The 25580-nt window shown below is 51.5% G+C and carries 15 protein-coding genes; 1 reads left to right on the forward strand and 14 read right to left on the reverse strand.

The features are described from left to right. Position 1 precedes the first annotated feature (1 nt). From IE117_RS00765 to IE117_RS00805, 9 genes are all read right to left on the reverse strand, one after another. A complete protein-coding gene (locus IE117_RS00765) occupies positions 2-1483 on the reverse strand; it encodes a RagB/SusD family nutrient uptake outer membrane protein (protein ID WP_189562435.1) in 1482 nt (493 codons plus the stop codon). Between the two features lie 46 nt (positions 1484-1529). Beyond that, the gene (locus tag IE117_RS00770) at positions 1530-4940 is read right to left on the reverse strand and encodes a SusC/RagA family TonB-linked outer membrane protein (RefSeq protein ID WP_229580130.1); all 3411 of its coding nucleotides are present in this window, start codon (positions 4938-4940) and stop codon (positions 1530-1532) included. 32 nt (positions 4941-4972) lie between these two features. Continuing rightward, entirely contained in the window at positions 4973-5977 is a 1005-nt protein-coding gene (locus tag IE117_RS00775; RefSeq protein WP_189562437.1) for a FecR family protein, read from the reverse strand. A gap of 39 nt (positions 5978-6016) precedes the next feature. Further along, on the reverse strand, positions 6017-6634 hold the full coding sequence (locus tag IE117_RS00780; protein ID WP_189562439.1) for an RNA polymerase sigma-70 factor: 618 nt from the start codon (positions 6632-6634) through the stop codon (positions 6017-6019). Positions 6635-6949: 315 nt separating this feature from the next. Then, a complete protein-coding gene (locus IE117_RS00785; protein WP_189562441.1) occupies positions 6950-9049 on the reverse strand; it encodes a PepSY domain-containing protein in 2100 nt (699 codons plus the stop codon). Positions 9050-9054: 5 nt separating this feature from the next. Beyond that, a complete protein-coding gene (locus tag IE117_RS00790) occupies positions 9055-9450 on the reverse strand; it encodes a DUF2271 domain-containing protein (RefSeq protein WP_229580132.1) in 396 nt (131 codons plus the stop codon). A 107-nt stretch (positions 9451-9557) separates the two neighbouring features. Next, positions 9558-11036 (reverse strand): ankyrin repeat domain-containing protein, encoded by a 1479-nt coding sequence (locus tag IE117_RS00795; RefSeq protein ID WP_189562443.1) that lies wholly within the window; start codon positions 11034-11036, stop codon positions 9558-9560. A 145-nt stretch (positions 11037-11181) separates the two neighbouring features. Continuing rightward, positions 11182-12504, reverse strand: a complete 1323-nt coding sequence (locus IE117_RS00800; protein WP_189562445.1) for a DUF4374 domain-containing protein — start codon at positions 12502-12504, stop codon at positions 11182-11184. A gap of 15 nt (positions 12505-12519) precedes the next feature. Next, positions 12520-14931, reverse strand: a complete 2412-nt coding sequence (locus IE117_RS00805) for a TonB-dependent receptor (protein WP_229580135.1) — start codon at positions 14929-14931, stop codon at positions 12520-12522. Positions 14932-15175: 244 nt separating this feature from the next. On the opposite strand from IE117_RS00805, the gene IE117_RS00810 reads away from it, so the two are divergent. Beyond that, positions 15176-15589: a hypothetical protein gene (locus IE117_RS00810; RefSeq protein ID WP_189562447.1), complete on the forward strand. Its 414-nt coding sequence runs from the start codon at positions 15176-15178 to the stop codon at positions 15587-15589. A gap of 54 nt (positions 15590-15643) precedes the next feature. Here the strand turns inward: IE117_RS00810 and IE117_RS00815 are convergent, their stop codons facing one another. The 5 genes from IE117_RS00815 to IE117_RS00835 all read right to left on the reverse strand — a co-directional run bounded on the left by IE117_RS00815 (position 15644) and on the right by IE117_RS00835 (position 25572). Next, the gene (locus IE117_RS00815; protein ID WP_229580137.1) at positions 15644-17179 is read right to left on the reverse strand and encodes a sulfatase family protein; all 1536 of its coding nucleotides are present in this window, start codon (positions 17177-17179) and stop codon (positions 15644-15646) included. Between the two features lie 14 nt (positions 17180-17193). Then, positions 17194-18744, reverse strand: coding sequence for a sulfatase family protein (locus tag IE117_RS00820; RefSeq protein WP_189562449.1), 1551 nt, complete (start codon positions 18742-18744; stop codon positions 17194-17196). A gap of 103 nt (positions 18745-18847) precedes the next feature. Continuing rightward, positions 18848-20752 (reverse strand): RagB/SusD family nutrient uptake outer membrane protein, encoded by a 1905-nt coding sequence (locus IE117_RS00825; protein ID WP_189562451.1) that lies wholly within the window; start codon positions 20750-20752, stop codon positions 18848-18850. A gap of 12 nt (positions 20753-20764) precedes the next feature. Beyond that, the gene (locus IE117_RS00830) at positions 20765-24283 is read right to left on the reverse strand and encodes a SusC/RagA family TonB-linked outer membrane protein (RefSeq protein WP_229580140.1); all 3519 of its coding nucleotides are present in this window, start codon (positions 24281-24283) and stop codon (positions 20765-20767) included. A 191-nt stretch (positions 24284-24474) separates the two neighbouring features. Then, positions 24475-25572: a FecR family protein gene (locus IE117_RS00835; protein ID WP_189562454.1), complete on the reverse strand. Its 1098-nt coding sequence runs from the start codon at positions 25570-25572 to the stop codon at positions 24475-24477. Positions 25573-25580: the final 8 nt, after the last annotated feature.

The following is a 25580-nucleotide window of genomic DNA, read 5'->3' on the forward strand; positions in this document are numbered from 1 at the left end:
TTTAATAGCCCGGATTTTGATCCGTAGCCGGATCCAGGGCTTCATTGAAATTCAATTCTGAAACGGGAATGGGCCAGAGCAAATGTTTGTCGGCCACGTCGATGCCTTTCACGGCTTTGATGGTTTCCTTCACTTTGCCAATTCGTTTCAAATCCAGCCAGCGTTTACCCAAATATAAGAATTCGTAGGCCCGTTCCTGAATCACCCGATCTATAAAAGTGGCGGGCGTGAAGTCGGCCACTTTGAAATCCACCGTAGAGGGAGCGGCGGGTGCTTTGCCATAGGCGCGGCGATGCACCCGGTTAAGCGCTTCCATTGCTTCGGGCGTTACGCTGTTGCCGGCCCGGGCCGCGGCCTCGGCATAGATGAGCAGTACGTCGTTCAGGCCGTACACCGGATCGTCGTTCCCGGCGCCCTGCTGGCTGATGGCGTTGGCATCGGCGAATTTCGAACTGATGAGCGTGTTGGCTCCCAAACCAATATTGACCGGCTCCCACATTTTTTTGCGGATGTCGTCGCTATCCCAGCCTTTGTAGAACGATTCGGTCGTGAAGCCGTACACCACATACGCACCGCCAAAATTGAACAGCTTGGTACTTGGATGGTTGGTGATCCAGAGCATGTAGTTGCCCTGGTTGATCTGGCGGGTATATTTCAGGTAAAAGATTTCCTCAGAGGTACTGACCAGTTCAGGGCCGAACACCTTGGTTTGGAAGTCGCTGACCGATTGGACGGGTACCAGCGAAAACTTATTGCTTTTGATCACATCATCGGCTTTGTCACGCGCTTCGGCGTACTTTCCGAGAGTGAGGTATACATCGGCCAGCAGGGTTTTAGCCGCCCATTTTGTCGGTTTGCCTACTTTGGTGGCCTGGTCGGGTAGTTTTTGTTCGGCTTCCTGCAGGTCGGCGACAATCAGGGCATATACCTCCTCGGGGGTACTTTTCCTCAGGTCGTTTTGGGTCATGTTGGCCTCGGTACGTAAAGGTACCCCCGCCCAGTTGCGTACCAGCTGGAAGTAGTTGAAGGCCCGGAGAAACTTGGCTTCGCCCACGTTCTTATCAATATCGGCCTGACTGATCGAGGTGCCGTTCGGGGCGTTGGCAATCACCAGATTGGCGTTGCGGATGCTCAGGTAAAAGGCGTTCCAAAGGCCCGCCACGCGGTTGATATTGGCGTCGTTCAGGCCTTTGTGCTCGTGCAGGGGCGTCCAGCTACCCCGGCCGTAGGCGTAGTCGGCTTGGCATTCCAGGGTAGTTTCGTACACCGTATAGTTGGTACCCCGCAACGGAATATAGACGGCATTCACGGCGGCTTCGACTTCTTCGGCGGTGTTAAAGAAATTCTCGACCACGATGAATTTGGGATTCTCTTCAAGAACGTCTTCACAGGCACCCAGCAAAGCCAACAGGGTCAGGCAAAGCAGGATTTTTCCCGGATAAGAAATGGAAAGCAGACGGCTATATGTTTTTGATGTTTTCATGATTTTCTGATTTGGAATGATTAATCGAGCGGCAGGAAAGGGTACCTTAAAATCCAACGCGTAGTCCGACGGTGGTTGATTTGGCCGTTGGGTAGCTGTTCCAATCCAGTCCCTGGGCCGTAGAATTAGCTCCGCCCCGTGAATTCACCTCCGGGTCCCACCAGGAATAGTTGGTGAGGGTCAGGAGGTTCTGCCCGCTCACGTAGATTTGCGCACTCCGTAACCAGGCAATGCCCCATTTCTCGACCGGAGCGTTGTAGGCCAGCTGAATATTCCGCAGCCGCAGGTAGGAGCCGTCCTCCACGAAGCGATCGGACACCCGGGCGTTGGTGTTGCGACTGATCAAAGGGTACTTTGAATTTGGGTTTTCGGGCGTCCAGCTATTCAGAAAAACGTCGCGGGTCATGTTGAGCCCAAAACCATGATCCATGGTGTTGACAATGGAGCTTACGTTGAGCAGGTCATTTCCCTGTACGCCCTGTACGAACAGCGTCAGGTCGAAACCTTTGTACGACATCGAGGAATTGAGACCGTAGATAAATTTGGGGTTAGGATTCCCGATGAACGTTTTATCGTTCTGGTTGATGGTGCCATTGCCGTCCAGGTCCTGATAGGTAATGCGTCCCTGCTCATTGTATCCTTCTTCAAGGTACCCCCAAAAGCTCCCGATAGGGTGCCCTTCCCGCAGAATGCTGGTTACGTCATTGATCACCACGACGTTGACATTGCCGCCGAGAATATCTTCACCCCCGTAGAGCTTCACTACTTTATTGCGATTGATCGAAAGATTAGCGTTGAGGTTCCATTTGAAAGCCCCGGTCAGCACGCGACCATCCAGACCGAGTTCAAAACCTTTATTCTGTACCTGTCCGATGTTCTGGATCGTCGTGGTAAAGCCGAGGGAAGAGGGAAGGCTCACGGTATTCAGCAAATCCCGGGTATTCTTGATGTAGTAATCGGCCGTAAACAGCAGCCGGTTTTTGAATAGGCCCAGGTCAATGCCAAAATCGAGTTGTTCGGTGGTTTCCCATTTCAGATTACCGGGCAGCCGGGTACTGGGCGAGAAGGCGGTGTACATGGCATCGTCAAACACCGTCCGGTTGGCGTTAAGCTCGTTGAGGGTGGCGTAAGCGGCGATGGCCTGACTACCCGTTAAGCCCCAACTGGCGCGGAGTTTCAGCTCGGAAATATCAGGGCTGTTTTTCAGGAAATCTTCGTTGGCCACTTTCCAGGCCACGGCTGCTGAGGGAAAGTACCCCCATTTGTTGCCGGGACTATACCGCGAAGAGCCATCCCGGCGGATACTGGCCGTTAGCAGGTACTTATCGGAATAGCTGTAATTGGCACGGCCCAGGTACGAAACCAGCACCGATTGGGCATAGCCCGATGCCGGGATGCCGGGCGTGATGGCCGATCCGAGATCGAAACTTTCGGTGATGTCGCTCAGGAAACCATTGCCGCTGCCCCCCAGGGTTTTGGTGGTGAAATCCTGGTAGGTAAAGCCCGCCACCGCCGAAAAACTATGCAGCTGGTTGAACGTCCTGGTGTAGCTGATTGTGTTTTCGTTGAGCAGGCTCGTAAACTGGTACGAACTAACGCTGGCCCGGCCCGGTGAGTTGAAAAAATTGCGGGTAGTGTACTCGTCGGTACGGTCGTCCTGGTTTTCGATACCGCCCGCTATTTTGATCGTCAGTTCGGGAATGGGGTTAAATATCAAAGCGGCATTGGTGAGTATCCGATTGGCATTGATTTGCCTGCTTTGCTCATTGATGAAATTCAGGGGATTGATTAAATCCGTAGCTACGAAAGGGTAGGCGATGGCCAGTCTAGTATAGGTACCGTCCTCGTTGTAGGGAGTGAGCGTGGGAGGGGCTGAGAGTGCCGCCGAAATCATGGAGTTGCCCCGTGAACCACCCTCGCTATCCCGACGATCGGTTTTTAGACGGGACAAAGTATTGGACAGCGTCACGCTGAATTTTTTGCTCACCTGATGATTGATGTTGGTACGCAGCGAATACCGATTGTAATCGCTGCCTTTGACGATTCCCTCCTGCCCGAAGTAGCTGCCCGACACCGAAAACTGGGTTTTGTCGTTTCCGCCGTTAATGTTCAGCGAAGTAGTTTTCATGGGAGCCTTCTGAAAAACCAGATCCTGCCAGTCGAAGCCTTCGCCGAAAGCATTGACCTGATCCGGCGTAAAGTAGGGGGCCAACTTGTCATTGACAGCTTGCTGGTTGTAGAAAGTGGCATATTCGCGGCCATTCATCAGATCCAGTTTTTTGCGCAACGTTTGCTGGCTGTAGCTGGTCTCAAAGTCAACTTTCGTGCGTCCCGTTTTGCCTTGTTTTGTCGTGATGATCACCACCCCATTGGCCCCCCGCGACCCGTAGATGGCGGTCGCCGAGGCATCCTTCAATACTTCCACGCTTTCGATGTCGGCGTTGTTGAGTATCGTTGGGTTACTGCCAAAAATCGGAAAACCATCCACTACGTACAGCGGTTCGTTGCTGCCCTGGATAGAATTGGTACCCCGGATGCGCACGCTGATGCCGCCGCCGGGAGCGCCGGTGTTCTGCGTGACCTGCACCCCGGCCGCCCGACCCGAAAGCGCCTGCAACGGATTGGCCGTGGGGAAACTATTGATCTCTTCGGCTTTCACCTGAGCTACCGAACCCGTCAAATCGCTCTTTTTCACAGTACCATAACCCACCACGACCACTTCTTCCAGCGCCTTCGTATCAGTTGCAAGACTTATATTGAGGCGGGTCCGATCGCCTACCACTACCTCCTGAGCCACGTAGCCTACAAAGCTGAAAACCAGCACGGCGCGTTGGTCGGGAACTTCGAGGGAAAAAAGTCCCTCCTGATTGGTCGTTGTGCCTCGTTGGGTTCCTTTTATTAAAATGCTTACGCCTGGCAGAGCCAAGCCGTCTTCGTCGGTCACCTTACCCGTGATGATTTGCTCCAATTGCTTTTGCAATGACGCCACTGGTACATCGGCCGAGGGAGCCTGAAGGGTCACGCTTCCGCTCGGGTGGCTCGAGTTCGGAAGAGATTCGGGTAGGGTTGAGGACTCATTGGCTGAACTCTTTCCTGCATCTGCTTTTTTAAGGATCAGATAGGTATTCCGACGTATCTTTCTGTAACGCAGGCCTGTCCCTTCGAGTAGAGTGGTTAAAGTTTTTTCGACGGATTGATCGGCTGCCGCAGGTTTTTTAATGACTTGTTTGTCCGCCAACAACCGTTCGTCGAAAACGATGTCGATCTGTTCCTGATTCATCAGGTCCAGCAGCACCGAACGCAGCGAAACGGAAGTACTAACCTTCCGGGACGGCTGGTTGCCCGGTTGCTGTGCCGAGGCCAGTAGCTGGGGATAGCCCGTCTGTAAAGTCAGGCACAGCGGTACAAAAAGACTCCATCGTAAGGAGCGTCTTATGCTCTTAGAAATATTCCTCATATCAGGGAAGGGATTAGGCTTAAAGAAAAAAATTATTTGACTAAGTACTTTTGGTTGTTACGCGTCTCGATTCTGTAGCCGGTGAGCTCTGTAATAATCTCCAGCAGGTCCTCTGCCCGCTCTGCCCGGAAGCGACCGGTTATCTGGTAGGTAGCCAGCGAGGCGTTTTCCAGTTTGATGGACTCACCAAATTGCTCCTTAAGCATCAGCAGTACTTCAGACAAGGAATGGTGGTCGAACACAAACAGGTGTTCCTGCCAGGCCGCCAATTCACGGGTGGGTTGGTGTGACATCAGTTGCAGTTGCCGGTCTTTACCACTATCGGTGTAGGCCACATCACCGGGCCGTAGCGTAACCACTGGTTTGTCGCCCTGCCGGGTGCGTTGCTCGAGGGCGATTTTCCCGGTATGCAATGCCACCCGAAACCGATCTTTTCTGGAGCGGACTACGAATTCGGTACCTAACACCACTACATTGACTTCACTGGAAGTCTCGACCACGAACCGCTGCTTATTGCTGCGGTGAGTTACCGAAAAGTCGGCTTCACCAGCCAGTTTGACGGTTCGGTCGCAGTAGGGTAAGAACAGGGCCGGGACGCGTAATTCGGAGTTGGCATTCAGCGTGGCCCGGCTACCATCGGGCAATTGCAGGGAAATGATTTCGCCGTTGCCCGTCTGATGCGTAGTGTAAAAAAGCCTTTCGCGCAATAGGAAAGACAGTCCGCCGATCAGGACCAGACTGGCCGCCACCGTCCACCAGCGAAAAATGCCTAGCCAGGTACGTGGGGTTTGTTTATAAATATGGTACGCCGGGGTAGTTTCGCCTTGCTTTTCGAGTTGTTGAGTCAGGCTGGTCCAGGCATCCTCTGAGTCACCCAGTGCCTGGGGATGCAGCTCCTCCCATTCGATCAGCCATTGGTAAAACGTTTCCTGATGGGAAGGGTCTTCCAGCCAGCGTACAATGAGCTTCTGCTGCATGGGCGTGGCGAGTCCAGACCAGTATAAAAACAGCAACTCCCGGTTAATGATCTGATTCATAGGTATAAAAAGGCATTTATGATGTTTTAAGAGGAGGTCTTACAAGTCGTCTATGATGTTTCGCAGTACCCGCAGAGCCCGATAAATATGTACTTCCACCGTTTTGTATGAAATCGATAACTCCTCGGCAATCTCGGCGTGTGACTTTCCCTCGAATCGGCTTAGCATAAATACCCGCTGCCCTTTCGGCGGCAGCGACTTCACCCCCTGCTGAATAGCCAGATACAATTCATCGAACAGAATCGTGTTCTCGGCCGAGGGAGACTGGAAAGCCAATTTCTGTGCTTCCGAGTCGTCCAGCGATTCATGCCGGAATTCCCGGCGCAAATGCGCCAAAGCTGCATAGCGGACTGACGTTAGTAAGTAGAGGCGATATGAGGTAGTGACGTTGAGATAGATTTTCTTCTGCCAAAAATTCAGAAAGACTTCGCTTACTATATCGCCCGCTACATCGGGCGAGTACAGAAATCGGGTAGCATGGCTATACAGCGGCTGGTAATAACGCCGGAACAATAATTCAAAGCCCGCCCGGGGATCCTGTTCGAAAGTCTGCCGGATAAACATTTCCCGGTCGTCGAACTGGTTACTCGTCAGTTTTTCCGACTTACCAAACGGCGACGGATCGGGCTGTATTTCTTCGTTGTTAGGTACGGGCATAGGATGCGGAATGGGAAAGCCTTGTGCTTACAAGAGTGCTTTTACAAAAGGATCACTTACTTGATATGATGATTTTTTCAGAAATTTTATAAGATTTCTGACCTCGATAAGGGAGGGGGGCCTGGTAAGAAGTGTCTTGAGGGCTATTAAAGCAAAAACACGCGCCAGAGTAAACCGACGCGTGTTGCAGAATAAAAGAAAGGCTGTATTAAATTTTTATCAAGCCCTGACTGACATTCTCCTCTTTGTGTATGCCTGAAAATCAGGAGCCTGGGCCAGGTGCCCACCTGCCGGAAGCAGGACAGATGGATACGCTTAGTAACAATCCGTTACTATCCGGCCGCTTTTCCTGAGTTCTTCGGTTGAAGGCAGCGCGTTTGAAGCCGCAATTTTTTCAACTGTGTCCAATACGCCTTTCAGCATGGTCAGTGAGCCGCAGATCTTGATCGTACCGTTTTCTTTCAAAACCTTCACGACATCTGCTTCCCGGCAAAGCAGCAAATCCTGCACGTAAGCCTTCTCTTTTTCTCTCGAAAAGGCAAGGTAAGGGCTATTTATGGAGCAGTACTTTTCGAACAACTTGAAGTCTGTTTGATATTTGCCGCCCCAGAACAATTGGCTATTTGACGACTGTTGGCCCAGAAAAGGAGCTATTCCTGTTCCATTGGCAACCAGCAGCGCCGGTTTTTCGTCGACAGGCTCATAGAATGCTGAATTGGCTTTGATGTAGCCTTCAAATCGGTCCCCGGCTGCCAGGCTACCCAAAAAGTTAGAGCAAAGGCCTGTTCGCTTTATTACCAGCAAGAGTTCCGTGGGGCTGACAGAAGCAATGGAATAATACCGCTCGATGTTTTCATCGGGAGGGTAAACTCCCAATAAATCGCCCGAACGGATACCCAGGTTTTTGTCGTGGAGGATTCGCAGCAAAAAGGTGTCTTCCTGCTCTGCTTTCTCCCTGATTTGAAACGATTCCAGACCTTTTTTTCGAACCGGATGGAGTCTTGAGGTGTCGATGCTTAAATCGATGTTCAGATTTTTGTTCAGCGCTCTCACCCAGTCGATAAATTGAACCGCTGACTGATTGTCTACGGTAGAATAGGGAGCAATTTCCCTGGTATTCTCAATGGCTGCCAAGGTGTATCTGAGTACTTCGGCAAAAGCGCAGAATGCGGGATATTCGCTCGAACCAAAACCCAGAACACTGAATTTTATCGAATCAGCCCCTGAGAGGCAGGCATTGAGGCGCTTCAATACTCCCTGTGCATTTTCCGGAGCATCACCATCTCCGTACGTGGAGGTCAGGAACAGCAGCGTTTTAGCAGAGGTCACCTTGGGCAGGTTCTCCATTCCAAGCGTGCAGACCTGGATGCCCTGTCGGGTAAAAGCTTCCTCCAGCGCATCGGCAAAGCGCCACGTGTGCCCCGTTTCCGAGCCTACCAGAATAATTGTGTCGGCGTTTGCGTCCGGAACGGTTCTGTGCTTTTTCAGGCGTAACCTTTCGACCACCATCTGAAAGCCTGTGAAGCTCAGAAAAACCATCACCAGCGAAGTCAGGAGCAGAAAGCCCGTCCATACGGGGGCACCTTCGCCCGTATGCAGCACGAAATTGACGGCGCGCATTTGCTCGCTCCAGGGTACTTGCTCAGCGCGCGTTGGTATGTTTTGCGCCTGATCAAAGTACAGAATCCGGTCAGCAAGTTCGATCACCAGAGGTTCTTCTTCCATTACGGGATAAGCAACCTGTCTGACGTCGCTCAGCAGAATCTGATCGAGCGGCGTTGCACTGGCAGGCGATAGGGCCGCATTGGGAGGCGTGGGGGCAAACCGGACAACGGAAAGATATAGCCCGGAAACCGCCACAATCAGAATAGGAACCAGAAACAGGCGACTCCAGCGGGCATGACCGTCGCGCCTAAGCTCCAGAATTCTGATAGATTTTAGAACAGACCGTAACCCGCCTGCCCGTTTGATATGAAGCCCGATGCCACTGATGGACAAAAAGACCAGGGCGAGCGCTGCCAGACCGACTAAAATACGGCCCGGCGTTTTCAGGAAAAGAGAGCGGTGCAGGTCACGACTGGTGTCAAAAAGCCGGGATAGTTTGGGCGGGGGCTGTAAGACTGAGCCCGACTCCGCACTGACAAATAAGGTACCTTCTTCTTCGAGTCCGATGCCCTCTACCTTAATATTGCCGTAGGCGTCTTTCTCAAAGCTAAAAACTTCTAAAAAGTTCTCTGAAAGCTTACTCTGAAAATCAACAAGTTTTAAATCTGGGTTCGCAGCTCCGGACACTGCATTCTGGCTGAGGAACCACGGTTCAACAGCCAGAATGCAACCGGTTACGGAGGCCAAAAAGATGAAAAGCCCGGCTACTACCGTAGACACGAAGTGCAGCTGCCGCCAAAATTTAGCCATCAAAATCAGGGGTTTTTAATCAGCTTCACGTAACGAATGTATCCGGTGCCCGAAACGGTCTTGCCGACATTCACTTCCGAAAAATCCATTTCCACGTCTTTTTCCTCGTACTCTTTGTTCTCTACGGCAGTTTCAAAGCGTAGCTTGTACCCTTTGTTAAACACAGTATCATCCGTATTTATCGAAAAAACCTTACGACCGCCCGCCGTGATGGAAGCTCCCGAAACGCCGTCCACATTTTCTTTGGCTGAAGTATAGTAGTTAAACCAGGAGGTAAGGTCGTCGTACCAGCGTTTTTCCTTCCCGAAAATCTGCAAAGTCTTTTTGTACTTTCCTTTGCTGTCAATCAGCGAAACTACCACATAGGCACCTTCTCCGGAATAGTTGGTGAGTTGAACCAAGCACTTAAATGAAACTTGTGCAGGCGGTGTTCTGAAACCTGAGAAGGAGAAAGCCGTGACTGCGAAAGCAAAAAAGACGATTGGTAATTTATTCAACTTATTCATCATTATTTTTTAAGAAAATCAAGGTTCAGTTCCTGCTTACCCAATACTTCATTTTCGGCAATCAGGTCAAGTACCGATTCATCCAGTTCTGTTTTTAGCTTGGCGTTGGCCCCATTGTCAATCAAAAACTTCAGCAAATCCAGATCTTTGGACTTCATACTTGCGTAGTGAAGGATCGTATAACCGTCTTTGTCTTTGGCGTTGATATCTTCCCCTGATTTGATGAGTGTCGCCATCAGGTCTGTGTCATCTTTATCAAGAGCGGTATGGATCAGCTTACCATTTCGGGGCATTTCGAGGCCCGAAGCGTTGAGTAAATCCATAATCTCGGTGGCTCTTTGTACGCTCCCTCTACCCTTCCGGTACGAGCTGATAAGGGTGCCATACAGATCGTTGCCATCCTCATCTTTCACATCCGTTTTTGCCCCTTTTTCAATCAACAGTTTCACTATTTCTGCCGAATTGTTCGCGACCGCCTGCGTAAGTGCCGACTGGCCGGCGTTGTTTGTCGCGTTGATATCGTTTTTGGCCAGCCAAAAGTTAATAAAAGGAGCATTCCCACGGGCAGCCGCCAGCATTAGCGGTGTGTTGCCTTCCTTATCAGCCTGTGAAAGGTCGATGTCGTTTTCAATTAAGAATTGCAAAACCGGCTCCTCCGCACCCGTGCGGGCCAGGGTATGAGCCAGGGTTTGTCCGTTTGCCGATGGTACTTTTGGGTCCAGACCCAAACTTTTGAGATACTGTAGCAGTGCCAGATTCAGCTTCGCGCCGCGGCCCCGGCCAATGAAAGAGAAAGCGTTTTCTCCTTTTAAATTCGGAGCATAACTCACCCCCATCTTCACCAGTTCCTGGAGCGTTCCGGTGTTTCCACCTACAACCGCATAATGAAACAGCCCGTTGCCATCATTATCCGTGTCATTCAGGGTTAAGCCTTTGCTGGTGAAGTAGTTCAAGAAAGACAAATCCTTCAAACCTCCAATGGCGGTGAGCATGACATTGCGTCCCTGCTCATCTTTGTCGTTTTTGATATCGCCCCCATTCTGAAGGCACAAGTCATACATCTCAGGATCAGCCTTTCCGCTGAGGGCAGCGTGCATCAAAAAGGACTGTCCGTGGCTGTTGATGATATCCGTTTTGGAACCTTTGTCCAGCAAAAGTTTCATTACCGGTACATTGCCTTTCTGTGTAGTCCACATCAAGTAGTTGTTAGAATGGTGCGTGACAACATTGACGTCGATCCCCGGTTGATCCAGGACGTATTTGATGGTTTCGTAGTCGCAGTCGGCCATGATGGACAGCAGCGGACCATCCCAGCCACCGGGCCCCATTTCCAGGATATTATTCCCTTCGGCCATTTTTTGTTTGACGATGTCGACCGACGGTTTGGAGGCCCAGAACTCCCGGCTGTGAAAGATATTCTGCGCAGAAAGGGAAACTCCTGCCAGGAGAAGCGAAAAGGTGAAGAACAGTTTGATTTTCATTTTGATTAAGCGATTACTATGAATTTATTGAATTTGCGTGAGCAATCTGTTTAGCTAAATCCGGGGCATTTTAAAAATACATTAAGGACTGCCTTCCAGTTATTCAAGCATGACAAGGCAGTCCCTTATGCTTACAAACTACCTATCAAAAAACACCAATGTAGTGGTTGCCGGCTTTATTGACCAGCTTTGCCCCTTTGGTAACGGCTCCTGTGTTTTTATTGAAGATATAAATATTCCCATCCTTCCCTACGGGAGTGACGGCCACAAACACCTCATCGCCGCTGACGAGTATCCCCTGATATTGGCCAAAATCCAGGGCGGGATCATAATCAATGTTCACTTTGGTGGCGGTTTTGGCGTTCAGGTCCAGGCGGGCAATGTACCCCTGGGTCGAGCCTTCCTGAGTGTACATTGCATAGGCGATTCCATCACCGGCATATTTCCAGCTGTCGACATACACGTTTTTAGCCCCTAATGCGGCATCCAAGCTAAATACATACGAATTGTCATAGTCGTTATTCTGATTGATGCGCAGAATGTGAGAGCCTTTGCTGTCACGCTGTGTAGCCTGATAGATATTTCCATCAGTTGCCAGGAAGGAATTGTGGCTCCGATAGCCACTATTGTCGCCAAATCCGACGGTCGAACTGATCACTTTGGGGTTTTCGAGTGAAGGGTAGTCTACTACCACTGACTTGCTCCCCAGGCGGTCGAAAGAACTCTCAGTCAATCCGGTAGCCGGGTTGGTTTTACGCATCCAGGTTCCGATAATCAATTTGTCCTGAGCTTTGTTCAGTACGGGTCCATCCAGCCGGAAAATACTATGGCCCTGTAGTTCCTCCCCGGCCGACAGAGGAATCTGGTATTGCTTATACCCTCTGATCAGTACTCCCTGAAGATCGAGCGCCAGCACCGTGGCCGTACCTCGGTAATATTTGAAAGGTTGAGTTTTGTCCGCAGCATTGTTGGCGGCGATATCGGCCACGTTTACGGCAATACCCGTTTTGTCTCCATCGAATAATTTCAACCAGCGCGGCGAGGTACTTGCGTACTGAGAGATGTTGACGGTAACATCCTCCTGAACGAAACTGCCGGCACCATTGACTTTGTATCTCGAAAACTCACCGCCGTTGTCGCCTGTGTAGGCAATATTGAAAAGCGTCTTGCCGTCTTCGGACGATTGCAGGCGGGCGGTTCTGTTTGATTTGACCGCCATTCCATCGTCGTACACGCTGATGGATACCGCTGGATTCCGTGCATCTTCCTTACTGACGGAATATACCATGGTACCACCATTCCCGTCGCCAGGATTGGTGCCCATCAGAGCACCCGCCACGGTGATCCAGCGATCTTCGTCAACAGGTGGGTCAACCGGGTTGGGAGAGTCAGATTTTTCACAGCTTGCCAAGGTAAGAAAGGCGAAGGCAGTAATATAGCGTAATAAATTTCCGAGTTGTGTTTTCATAGTGTATTACCTGAATTAGTACAAATTATTGATTAAATAGTTGACCTTCAAATAGAAGGCACGGCCTGGTTTCTGGACGGCAAAGTTGTCGTAAGCCTGACGGTCAAAGATGTTTTTGGCATCGGCTGTTATCACGAACCTGCTTTGCGGAAAGGCGTAGCTTATGCCAACGTCCTGGATGTATTGCCGCGGGGTGCGGAAGTCTTCAATATCCAGCCACGTAGTGTAGAACCGCTCCACAAAATGGAAACTGTAGTAGAGATTCAGGGCGGCTTTTTTAATGAAAATATCCCTCAGGGTGTACTGGATGTTACTATTGGCAGTCCAGAAGGGTTCGTTGGGAAGTTGTTTGTTGTAATAGTCGTACTCTCTTCCGTTGGGGTCGTAACGCACATTGAACACCGAGTTGAATTTTGACATGTTGAGACCCACCGTCAGGTTGTTGTCATGGGTATACCGGGCATCCGCTTCAAATCCTATCGCCTTGTTCCTACCGATATTTTCGTACGGATTAGTTTGCAGGGCATCGTTGAGCCTGGGGTTGATTCTCTGGGTTATCTTATCACGGGTGTCACGTATGAATCCCGAAACAGTAAAGGAATATTTGTGTTTTCCGGCATAAAAAGTACCTGCATTCAGCCCCACATTCAGGTTGTTGCTTACTTCGGGACGGATGCCGAAGTTTTCGACAATATTGTCGCCTGGATTACCAAATACTTCATTTTCAGAAGGTAATCGTACGGCTTTTTCGGCTGAGGCCAGTATGGTGTATCGTGGTGTGATGGCGAAGGACATGGCCATCCCGTAGCCGGTGGCTGTTTTGCTGCTCGTTGTGCGGTTTTCGATCCGGGCAGGCTTTCCATCCACCATCCTCAGGGCCGGGTCCATACGTGCGATTCCCTGCTGGTAGAATTTCCCGAAAAGACTGTTTTTCAATTTTGAATTGAAGGCTTTCAGTTCATAGGCCACCGACGTGATGTTTTTCTCCAGATTTCGGGTGCCGATGAAATCTCTTTCGGTTTCCGTACGCATAAAATCCTGCTCTCTCCGGTCGATGGCGTAGTAGATATGATTGAGGATAAAACGATGGTTGGCAGTCAGATCGTAGTTGAGGCCCGCCCGAAAAGTACTTACGTTCCTGTCAATATGATTGATGGTGGGCGCTCCCTGCTGGGCGCCGGTGGGGCGCAGGATGGGGTCACCGTTCAGGCCTATGCTTCTTTCTCCGAACCAGTTGTAGTTCCACTTTACTGTGTCGCTCACTACCTGAGCGCGCTGGCTGAGCATTCCGTTTACGTTAAGTTCGAGTCCCTTGGTGAGGAAATTCTTTTTTATATAATTTAAACTCAACACCGCCGACTGCGACTCGCTTGTTCGACCTTTGTAAGGGATTGACATGTACGTGCCATGCTGTATCTCATTGAAGTCATCCGAACCATTGAACCCGATCATGAACTGGTCGGCCCAGCGAACATTAGTAAAGCCCAGCTGGATTTGCCCTCCCGTGGAGCGGTAGGCATCATTGAATCTTCTGGCCCTCACGTATTCATAGCGTCCATTGGGAAGGATATTCCTTACGAATTTGCCCCATACTTCGTAGTCATTATTCGAATAGTTGTGAAAGGCCGATGCCCTGACCGTAAAGCCGTTTTTTTCGTTACGGTAGGTTCCGTTGAAGTTGGCCTGTAATGTGTTAAATGACCCGTAGGAAACAGAGGCCGTCAGGTTATTGACAGATCCCTTCTTGAGAATGACGTTGATGGCTCCTCCCAATGCGTCATCCGCCAGATGAGCAGGGATGACACCTTTGTAGACTTCAATTCTCTCGATAAGTGCCGGCGGAATGCTGTTTAAGCTGAAGGACTCCCCATAGGTGGAAGCCGAAATGCCGTCAATAAATATACGGACTGAGTTGCCAGACATGCCATTCAGGTTATAGCTTACGGCTGAGCCCAATCCCCCGTTTTGGCGCACTCTAATCCCTGCGGTTCGGTCCAAGAGTTCGTTGGTTTGGAAATTTCGCTGGGCTACCTCTCTGGTTTCAATGACATTGACCGCAAACCCCTTCGTTTCTATTTCTTTTTTCTCCGATTTTTGGGTGATAAGTACTTCATTTAAATTAATGTTCTTCGGCTTGGCTATTACGGACAATTCTACCAGCGACTTATTCACTCTTAGGGGTATACGCTGCAATTCCATCTCAACCGATGTTACAATGAGCTCTTCCTGCCCAAAGGGTATATCCTCAAACGTAAAAAAGCCATTATGATCAGCGACCACGGCTTTGTCGCAATGGGTCAGTTTAATGCTTGCATACCCTACGCCGCCGTTTTCTCTGGAAAACACTTTACCTCTTACCGTCGCAGTCTGCGATAGGCCGGTAAAATGGACTATTGTTACTAAAAGAAGGGTAAAAACTGCTTTCATATAGTAAGATGACATTTGGGCCATCATAGGGAAACTACCAGGTCCGGAGTTCTTTGCTACCATTACCTCTTTATAGCTTGATCTATCAGAAATGGTGATAAGTAAAGAATCGATAGGATAAAATGTCTCTTTATTTAGACTTGTTATAAATAATAGCACAAAGGAAGGCCTAGGAAGTAAAAGATGCAAGGATTTAAAGATATTATTTAGACTGATTTCAAATAATCTCCTTTGTAACTCTGTTTTGAAGACTCTGCAATGGTTTTACGACGGAGGAAAGTGTTCGGGAGGTACTCCGGTAGCAACTAACTGGAACGATGCCCGGAACGCCAACAGGTATGCGGGGACCGGCTTTGCGGGCGGTGTGGCCGGACACGGTGATCCGAGTCCCCACGAAACAAACATTCGTCTGCTGGCAAACGGGCCTGATTTTAAGCAATCATGCGAGGGCATACCACCTACCTTCAATGTAGGTATCGAACCCACCGTTTTGAGCCTGTATCAACTACCTATTTCCAAAACAATGGATGTCCGGGTCATGAAAGCACTTCTAAGGAAAGAGAGTGAACCGGTATTCCAGGTGCCAAAATTACCATCGAAACGGAGGCAAAGTACCCTTGGGGCACCTGCCTGCTATAGGCGGAAATCGCTGTCTTGAGTCAGTGTCGGTACTCGATTTTAGTAAAAGCGAAAGGAAATGTGCCAGATAAAATCAATTGACCCGGCGAATTTTATTCAGTTCCTCCCGAAGCGCTTTTGCCTTCGCTGGGTACCTGGAGAGCAGATTCTCGCGTTGCGAAACATCCTTGTTCAGATTGTACAGTAACACCCCGAAAGCATTGTCGGCCGGGTACTTTTCTCTGGTTCGGAACCAGTCGGGCATTTTGGAATGCTCGCCGTCCTTGGCATCGATGTACACCCAGTTGTCTTTCTGAATGGCGTATTTGTCATACGTATTGTGCACCATACTCGGACGGGCAGAGGAAGCTTTCCCCCGCAGTAATTGAAGCTGACTGAAGCTATCTTCGGCGGCTTCACCAGGTAGTTTTATTTTTAAAAAATCCGCCAGCGTAGCCATGATGTCGATTTGGCTGATGAGCCCATCCGAAACCGTGCCGGGCTTAACCAGACCGGGCCATTTTACGACGAACGGGATACGGTGGCCACCGTCCCAAACATCTCTTTTCACGCCCCGTAGCGGTCCCATGCTATAATGCTCAAAATTCCTGACCCGGTCGAAAGCGTAGTGTTCAGGGCCATTGTCGGAGGTGAAAATAACAATAGTGTTTTCGGCGAAGCCGTTTTCTTTCAGCGCTTCAAGTACCTGTCCGGCACTCCAGTCGCTTTGCATCATGAAATCGCCGTACGCACCTGCGCCCGATTTGCCCTGCCATTCTTTGGTGGGGACGATGGGGGCATGGGGTGACGTGAAAGCAAAATACAGGAAAAAGGGCCGAACGCGGCCCGGAGAATTCTGCTTCTGTTCTTTGATCCATTCCACCGCTTTTTTGGTGTTGGCAGGCATGACATCATAGAAGTCCCAGTCCTTGCGGGCGGGGCCGGGTCGTGCCTCCCAATTTCCTTCCAGCGTTTTTTCAGTGACAGTCAGCATGACAGTCGGGGCGTCCACCACGCGATCGTTTTCCAACCAGGCATAGGGCGGGAAATTGGGTACGTCATCGCCGTAGTAGTAGTCGAAGCCGTGGGCCGTAGGTCCGTCAGGTATCGGTCTGGTCCAGTCGAAAGCGTCTGGCTCCCAGGTTTTCTTATTATTGACCGTGACGGATTCGGCGCCGGCTTTTCGAATGGCGGCCCAGTCCCAGCCGAGGTGCCATTTTCCCACGCAGGCCGTCCGGTAGTCATTCTGTTGTAGCATTTCGGGCAAGGTCATCTCGGCTTTGTCGAACACAGACGCATCCCAGGAATCGACGATACCGTGGAATTTTCGCCAGTGGTAACGACCCGTAAGCAGGGCGTAGCGGCTGGGGGTGCAGATACCCGATGAGCTGTGGGCGTTGGTGAATCGCATTCCCTCGGCCGCTAGCTTGTCCAGATTCGGTGTCGGTATTTTTGACTTTTTATTCTGCACTCCCAAATCGCCATACCCCATATCATCCGCATAGAGGATAACGATGTTGGGTCGGTCCGGCATTCCACTTGATTCACGAAGACTTTGAGCGCACGCTGAGTAAGCCAGCAGCAGGCAGCCTAACAAACTTGCCAGAAGGTGGTACTTTACTTTTCCCATAATTGCAATTATTCTCAAACCCCGGCTAAAATATTCAACGCTTCCTGATCCTTATACTCAACCATCAGTTTTTTCAACTCCGCTTTTAAGTCAGCGGTGAGCTTTTCAGTACCTTTCTGACCGTAAATATTAGACATCTCGGTCGGGTCTTTCTGTAAATCGAACAACTCCCACGAATCGGCTCCGTCGTAGAAGTAGGCGAGTTTATAGCGGTTGGTCCGAAGGCCGAAGTGGGGGTAGACGTGGTGCGGTTGCGGGAATTCGTAATAGTGGTAATAGACTGCCTGCCGCCACGGTACCCGCTGCGGGTCAGCGGCTTTAAGCAACGGAAAAAAGGATTTTCCCTGCATGTCAGACGGGATTTTTGTACTGGCGAGATCAAGCACCGTCGGCGCCCAGTCGATGTTTGCCACCAGAGCGTCGATGGTTGTGCCGGGTTTTACCACGCCCGGATACCGCACAATCAGTGGCGTGCGCAGCGATTCCTCGTAAATGAACCGTTTGTCGAACCAGCCGTGTTCGCCCAGGTAAAAGCCCTGGTCGGACGAATAAATTACGATGGTGTTTTCGGCCAATCCGCTTTTGTCCAGGTAATCGAGCAACTCGCCGATGTTACGATCGAGGCCGTTGGCCGTGGCGTAGTAGTCGCGCAGGTAACGCTGGTACTTCCACTCGATCAGGGCCTTTCCCGACAGGTTTTTCGCTTCCGCTTCGCGGGCCACTTTGTCGTAATAGTCTTTGAAAATTTTCTTTTGCTCGGGTGTGAAGCGGTTGAATAGTCCATCTTTCTGGTAGTCAGGATTGATTTTCAAATCCTCCTTCATCCGCATCGTTTTGTCGATGCTCATATCCTGATCGCGGGCCGAGACACGCCCCTCATATTCATCGTAAAAATTAGCAGGCAACGGAAAGGTCACATCGTCGTAAGCACCCAAATCCTGCAGATCGGGCATCCAGCTGCGGTGGGTGGCTTTATGGCCCACAATCAGGAAGAAGGGCTTTGAATCGTCGCGCTTGGCCAGCCACTCGGTCGAGAATTGCGTGATCAGGTTCGAAACGTACCCCGTGTGGCGGGTGGTGTCGCCGGGTTGGCTGATGAAATCGGGATTGTAGTAGTGCCCCTGCCCGGGCAGGATATTCCAATAATCGAAACCCACGGGCAGACTGTTCAAGTGCATCTTGCCGATCCAGGCTGTCTGGTAGCCGTTTTTTTGCAATTCCTTGGGAAAAAGTGTCTGGTCAGTATCGAATAGCGTGCGGTCGTTGCGCTTGTAGCCATTCATATGGCTGTATTTCCCGGTGAGCAGCGTGGCCCGGCTCGGCCCGCAAATAGAGTTGGTCACAAAACAGTTTTTGAATAAAGCACCTTCCCGCGCCAGGCGGTCGATGCTGGGCGTCTTGGCGATCTTGTTCCCGTAGGCCCCGATGCCCTGGTAGGCATGGTCGTCGGAGAAGATGAAGATGATATTGGGCCTTTGCCGGGCTTGCCGGGCCTGTGAGAAGGACAGCAGTGGAACAATCAAAAAGAGGAACAGCGCGGTGAATCGGCGAACAATACGGATCATGGAATCAAATGCTTGGTTTTGGATAAAAAGAATCCGCCCGTCTTCAACTACTGAAAACGGGCGGAATTGGTAGGGATCCTCTAACGGAACTGGCAGCCTACAACTACCAGCCTGGATTCTGAGTTAGGGATGGTGTACGCTGTAACTCACTTTGCATAATCGGGAAAAGGTAATGCCGGGGCGCCACGAATATCCGGCTCTCTACGTAAAAACGTTCCATCCGATAATTCTTTCCACCTACTACGATTTTTCCCTTCGGGTCTTCGACGGGCCGCATCCCGTTGATCATGTGCTGGGTTTTGGGGTAAGGCCAATATTTGCGCGAACGCTCGTCGTTGGTAGTGCCGGCTGCCTGCCACGCCTGTTCGCGGGCCATCTCTGCCGATGAGGAGGGCTCCAGGTAAAGACGGAAAGTCCACACGCGGTTATTTTCATAGAACAGCTCCACCCGGCGCTCGCGCTGGATATACTCATTCATCATCTGCTTGCTGTTCATGACCTCCGGCGGCACTGGTGCCATAAAAGATCGCGCCCGCACTTTGTTCAGCAACTCGACTGTTTCAGCGGTAGGGCCGGATAGTTCGTTCACCGCTTCGCAGTAGATGTATATAAACTCGGGCAGTCGCCAAATAGCCGGGCCGTTAATGTCAAAGCACTTATCCCGATTCCACGATTCCCGCAGTATTTTGCGATGGTAGTAGCCCGTGACGGTGGCATTGGTAGCGCCGATGCGATCCTGGCCATCGGCGGTGTTAATGACCCGGCCCTTGAAAGTGGAGCCATGGTAAATGATATCGCGGTAGAAGCGCGGGTCGCGCTTGATGCCTTCGTAAGGATTTTCATCGTCATAGCCGTCAGTCTTGGCCCGGGAACTATAAATGGGGTAGCCGAAGCCATTGGGGGCGAAATACTCGTACTCGTCCACCTGCTCCTGAACGGGCATTTGCCGGGAGGCCCCACCCCAGCTAGGCGGGTAGAGGTCGCCCTGCCAGAAACAATTCTTGTCGCGCGTCACGAAGAAGACAGCCTCATTCTGAAAGAAATCCATGCTGAAAAACATATCCCACAGCCGGGCGTATACCTTGGAATTGTTGTTATCGACTCCCGCGTCATCCTTGAAATCGGCCGGCCCGTGGCCTTGGTACAGAGTATAACGCGGTGCACCGCCTGCTTTGAAGTCGATGACAGCCTTAGCCGCGTCGCGGGCCGCCGTCCAGCGGCTGGCGTTCCTGGCGTATTCCGACTTGAACTCGCGGGTATCGTTGGGCAGCGTGCCCCCATTCCAGAGCGGAGTGGCGGCCATCCAACTCACAATCGCCTTCAAACCCAGCGTGGCGCCCTTGTCCACCCGGCCGAAGTCCACGCCGCTCCAGCGTTCGGGTACCCGGGCGAAAGCCGAGTCACAATCCTGCTTGATTTTGGCAACTGTCGTGTGGAAAGATTCCTTTTTGAAGTCCTTGGGATCGGTGGCGTCGATGACACGATCGACGTAAACGGCTTCGCCGTACATCCGGATGAGCAAATAATGTAGATAGGCACGATGGAAATAAACCTCGCCCAGGCGTTTTTCCAGGTCACCCTTTTGCAGTGGATTGTCGGGCGTGTTGTATTTTCTGGCTCCTTCAAGAATCACATTGGCGCGCCGGATATCGGCGTACAGTCCCCACCAATACTGACCGTTATCGCTGCGGTCGGGCATGCCGTTGGGGCCCCAGTCACCGGAGTTGAACTTGTTGGTGATACCGCCTTCAACGTTGGTTCCCTCGCTCTCGTCCGTTATTGCGGAAGCAGAGAAGTGGTTGAAGAAGACCAGCGGACGGTTGGCCGATTTGATGCGCGAGTAAGAATCGGTGACCAACTGGTTGAATTTTTCGTAGCGGCTGAAAGCCTGTTCGGCGTCGATTTGGTCGTCGGGCCGTCGATCAAGAAACTGGTCTTCGCACGAAAACAGCAGGATACCCGCCAGCGCGAGGGTAGTGTTGAGGATTACTTTTATGATATTTTTCATGAATTGAGTTTTTTAAAATTTAATGTCGACACCAAAATTCACTACCTTCTGCACAGGGTACCAGTCGCCGCTTCCCTCCCGAATTTCAGGGTCCACATCGGCCTCGTTCAGTTTATCCCATGTCAGCAGGTTTAGCCCTTGCGCGTAGAACCGTACGCTTTCCAGCTTGATGCCCCGAATGAGCTTTTTGGGTAGGCTGTATCCCATCTCCACTGTTTTCAGCCGCAGGTAGCTGGCGTTGTACAGGAACAGGCTGCTATTGGCATTCTTGTTATTGGTGTAATCGCCGTAATGTAAGGCAGGATAAGTCGCCGTTTCGGCGGTTTCGGGTGTCCAACGATTGAGGTGGACGGGCTTTACCTTGCCGTATTTGTCTTGGGAGAAAAGTGGGAAATCGTACACGGCCGGGCCGCTGAGTTGGACCGAGGTCAGGGCCGCTCCCTGGAACAACATGCTAAAATCAAACCCTTTGTAGCGCGCGCCCACCGGAATGCCGTACATCAGTTGGGGGTTCCGCGGATGGCCGACCGCCGTACGGTCGCCAAGGTCGTTGATTACACCGTCGCCATTAATGTCCTTATACACTACATCCCCAGGCTGTAGCCTGCCCCACGGCTGGTAACCTGCTCCGTTGTTGCTGGCGTTCAGGGCGGCAGCTTCGTCGGCATTGCGCACAAAATGATCCACTACGTACACGAAATGCTCCCCGATACTCTTACCGGTTTGAGCGCGTCCCGGTGCGTCATAGGGGATTTCGTTCATAAAGATAATCTCGTTTTTAGCGTAAGTCAGATTCGGGCGGATGTAGTAGGTGAAGTCGTCGTTGATCCTACCCGACCAGCCCAGCTCAAAATCGACGCCTTGATTGTTCACAATACCTGAGTTGACGTAGGGCGCGTTTTTGCCCACAATGCTCGGGAAGCCCAAGCGGTTGCTTTGTCCCAGGTCGGTAATGATATCATACCGGTGTTCGCGGAAGATATCCAGAGTTACCGTAAGGTTCTTGAAAAGAGTAGCATCAATGCCGAAGTTAGCTTTCTGGGCTTTCTCCCAGGTTAGATTCACGTTGGCAAGGTCGCCTTCCTGCAGGCCGCCCCCCGCCCCGGAGCCGAAGAAATCGGTCCCGAACTGATAATCGTTCCCCCCCTGAAAATACTGGAGGTACACGAATCGGCGATCATTCGGGATGCGGTCGTTCCCGACCAGCCCGTAAGAGACCCGCGCTTTGAGGTAGTTGAGCCAGGAGACATTACTCATGAAGCGCTCTCCTGTGGCAATCCATCCCGCCGACACAGCCGGGAAAAAACCGTAGCGTTGACCCTTGGCAAAGTTTTCGGAGCCATTGTAGGCAGCATTTACTTCAAAGAGGTAACGATCGTCGAAATCATAGGTAAGCCGGCTGGTTACCCCCTGATAGGTGAAGGGTACCTGATTGTCGATATTCCGCTTAGAGCGATTGACGAGTAGCAGACCCGTTACGCCATGCCGGGCAAACCGACGCTGGTATTCCAGTTTGGCCTGTAGGTAGGTGCGGCTGTTGTTTTCGTTGCGGCGGGTAGAGTTGCCGAGCGTCTGGTCGATGTCGTACTTATTGCCGCGCTTGTAAGCCCCCTCATAAATGCCGGGATTACGATACACATCGATGCCGCCCGTTGGCTGTAGGGTAGCATAGCCGGGATACACGCGGTAGCCTTCGGAGTAGGTGTTTACCGAGCGGTCTACCCAGATGCCATCCGAAGAATCATAGCCGAACAAGCCCTCTATTTTGAGGCCACGGGTAATAAAATCGAGCTGATGCCCTAAAATGAACGAGCCGTTGAGGTAGGTGTTTTTTTCATTGAGAAAGCCGGAGCGCGACAGCTCGCCGAGAATGTTGAAGCGGTAGATCTGATCACCGTAGAGCAGCCCCAGCGGATTGCCGACAATGGCACGCTGGTTGGCCGGGTCATCGTTTTCATTGAGTAAAATGGGTAGGTAAGAGGGCTGGGTGTTGGCCAACTCTATGATCCGGTTGGCTGTGGTACCGGGTGCACTGCGATCAGTAATACGGGCGCCGAGGTCGAGGCGGGCGTAGAAATCCTTAGTGACGTCGATGTCAATGTTAGAGCGGAAGTTGTAGCGCTGGAACACCGCCTGGGTATTGTAGTTGCTCAGGTTGGAGTGCTGGTAGTTGCCCGTCTGGCGGAAATGGTTAGCCATGACGAAATAGCGTGCCTTGGCCGACCCACCGCTGATGCTTAGGGTGTTTTCCTGCTGAAAACCGGGCTTAAACGCATAATCGAAGTAATCCCAGTCGTAGCCCAGGCCATCGGAGTTGTCGCCCTTGGCCCGCCGGAATTTATCGATGGCATCCTGCGAAAACAGATTGAGATTTTCGGGATTCACACCGGGGTTATCGTTTCGAATGGCCTCGTTGTAAAGCATGGCGTAATCGGCCGAACCCAGGTAGGTGGGAAATTTGACCGGCTGATTCATACCCGCCGAAGATTTAAAATTGACCACTGCTTTATCTTGTACCTTCCCGCGCTTGGTGGTGATCAGAATGACACCGTTGGCTCCCCGAACGCCAAAGGGGGCAGTGGCAGTGGCGTCTTTCAGAATGGTGAACGTTTCGATCTCGGAGGGGGCCAGGTAGTTCATGTCCCGTTCCAGGCCATCTACAATCACAATGGGGGCCGTATTGCCATACGTACCCATTCCCCGAATCATGATGTCACTCCGGTCAACGCCGGGTTCGCCACCCGCAAACTGGTTGGCAAACAAGCCGGGCATCCGGCCCGCCAGGGCATTGGTGAGCGTAGCGGTGGGCGTCTGTTCCAGTTCGCTGGTTGAGATGGTAGACATCGATCCTGTCACGGTGGCCTTGCGCTGAGTGGAAAAGCCTACCACAACTACCTCGCTCAAAATCTTATTGTCCACTTTCATCGTCACATCCAGCGTCGAGCGATTGCCCACCGGAATCTCCTGCGTGGCGTAGCCAACGAAGCTGAACACGAGCACCGCATCCTGATCGGGCACCGCCAGTTCGTAATCGCCGTTCACATTGGTAGTGACGCCACGGTTGCTGCCCTTAAGTACCACGCTCACCCCCGGTAACGGTCCGTTGGCATCATCCACTACCGTCCCTTTTATTATGACCTCCGCAGGCGCGTCGAAAAAAGTTTGGGTGGGGTCACTTCCCAGAGTTTCCGGCAGGTTGCCTGTCCCTTTTGTCCGGCTCAGGACAATCTGCTTATTGCGGAGTACCATGAAATCAACCCCCCTCGGGTTCAGCACCTTGGCAAGTACGGAACCCAGCGCTTCGTCCTGAAAATGGGCCTTTACTTTTTCGTCCGTATCCAGCACCCCGCGTTGATAGGAGAAGACCAGGTCGGCCTGTTTCTCCAGGTCTCGCAATACGCTTTTCAAGCTCCCGTTTCGAATGGAGAGCGACACCCGTTTTTGCAGTATTTCCTGAGCTTCGCTGGGGTGGGCATACCCTATGCCCGCTAACATAGCCAGAAGCAGAAATTGGTATAGGGAGATTTTCATAATCCTGAAAATCACTTTTTTAGTACACGATTTTGACATAATTTTGATAGTTTTTGTTTTAGTAAGACAAAACACATGGATCCCGCAGGTGCATACCGGCGCGGACCAACAGACCGGGGAGGCGATGTGGCAGCATCGTTTCCCCTTTTTTACGCTTGGAGTTTTTTAATCATAGGCAACTGGGCTAGGGTTTAAAAACGACATCCTTTCGACTCCACCACCAGCTGCCCGTCCACTTCCTTGTAGCTGGCACCGATGGTTTTGCAGATTAGGTCGAGCTGATCGTAGAGCGACTCCTCTTTCAGAGTGGTCGTCAGGTAGCAGTGGTCCAGGACATCGTCGTTGAACAGAATGGTAATGCCGTACCGTGTTTCGATATCCCGCAGGATCAGGCTGGCGGGGGCTTCATCGTAGCGGGTTGGCAGGGTGTCGAACTCCCGTTTGAGAACGGGCTGGGGTTTGTCCACCAGCCGACGGCTCAGGCCTTCGGCCTTGCGGTTGATGACGGCTTCCTGGTTGGGTAACAGCACCAGGCCGTCCGTTTCGGGGTCGGCCAGGTTGATGCGCCGCTGCTTGTACACCGACACCCGCCCCGTGCTGACCTGTACGGTCACTTGTTGCTCTTTTTCAAAGGCCCTTATCCGGAAACTTGTACCCAGAACTTTGGTTACGACCTCATTGGCGTAAATGTAAAAGGGGCGGTCGGAATCCCGGGAAACTTCAAAAAAGGCTTCGCCCATCAGGATGACGTTCCGGTTTTTGTCGCCAAAATGGCGGGGGTACATCAGCTTACTGCCCTTGTGTAGTATTACGACACTGCCGTCCTCCAAAGCTATTTCCAGCGGCGCATCCTGCGTATTGATTCTTTCGACTAATTCATTCTTCTCTCTGATTGAATCGGATAACTCCTGGTAAGTGATTACCCCGCCGGGTTGGTTTTGCCAGGTGTACCAGCTCAGTCCCAGCATTATCGCAACCCCCGCCACCCACTGCCAGATCGCATAGCGTCCCCATTTGAGCGAAGCTGATTCCTGGTCGCTTACTTCCGGGTCGCGGAGGTTGGCCGAGATTTTGGCCCAGACCATTCTTTGGTCGAGGAAAGGCAGGTCTGCGCCTTCGTTTTTTTTGATATCCAGAATCAGAGTCTGCGCCTGCCGGACCATTGCAGAGTGCTGCGGGTAATCAGCCAAAAACTGCCGCCAATAGGCATCGTCCCGGCCCGACAGTACCCACTGCACGAAGGAATCGTCGTCCAAATAATCCTGAATTTTTGTGTAGTTACCTTTCATCTTTTAAT

Source organism: Persicitalea jodogahamensis (assembly GCF_014651615.1).
In the GTDB taxonomy this organism is placed as follows: Bacteria; Bacteroidota; Bacteroidia; order Cytophagales; family Spirosomataceae; genus Persicitalea; species Persicitalea jodogahamensis.

Coding starts and splice junctions, on each gene's coding strand:
- IE117_RS00765 (WP_189562435.1), bottom strand. CDS start 1,483: ATGAAAACATCAAAAACATATAGCCGTCTGCTTTCCATTTCTTATCCG.
- IE117_RS00770 (WP_229580130.1), bottom strand. CDS start 4,940: ATGAGGAATATTTCTAAGAGCATAAGACGCTCCTTACGATGGAGTCTT.
- IE117_RS00775 (WP_189562437.1), bottom strand. CDS start 5,977: ATGAATCAGATCATTAACCGGGAGTTGCTGTTTTTATACTGGTCTGGA.
- IE117_RS00780 (WP_189562439.1), bottom strand. CDS start 6,634: ATGCCCGTACCTAACAACGAAGAAATACAGCCCGATCCGTCGCCGTTT.
- IE117_RS00785 (WP_189562441.1), bottom strand. CDS start 9,049: ATGGCTAAATTTTGGCGGCAGCTGCACTTCGTGTCTACGGTAGTAGCC.
- IE117_RS00795 (WP_189562443.1), bottom strand. CDS start 11,036: ATGAAAATCAAACTGTTCTTCACCTTTTCGCTTCTCCTGGCAGGAGTT.
- IE117_RS00800 (WP_189562445.1), bottom strand. CDS start 12,504: ATGAAAACACAACTCGGAAATTTATTACGCTATATTACTGCCTTCGCC.
- IE117_RS00805 (WP_229580135.1), bottom strand. CDS start 14,931: ATGAAAGCAGTTTTTACCCTTCTTTTAGTAACAATAGTCCATTTTACC.
- IE117_RS00815 (WP_229580137.1), bottom strand. CDS start 17,179: ATGGGAAAAGTAAAGTACCACCTTCTGGCAAGTTTGTTAGGCTGCCTG.
- IE117_RS00820 (WP_189562449.1), bottom strand. CDS start 18,744: ATGATCCGTATTGTTCGCCGATTCACCGCGCTGTTCCTCTTTTTGATT.
- IE117_RS00825 (WP_189562451.1), bottom strand. CDS start 20,752: ATGAAAAATATCATAAAAGTAATCCTCAACACTACCCTCGCGCTGGCG.
- IE117_RS00830 (WP_229580140.1), bottom strand. CDS start 24,283: ATGAAAATCTCCCTATACCAATTTCTGCTTCTGGCTATGTTAGCGGGC.
- IE117_RS00835 (WP_189562454.1), bottom strand. CDS start 25,572: ATGAAAGGTAACTACACAAAAATTCAGGATTATTTGGACGACGATTCC.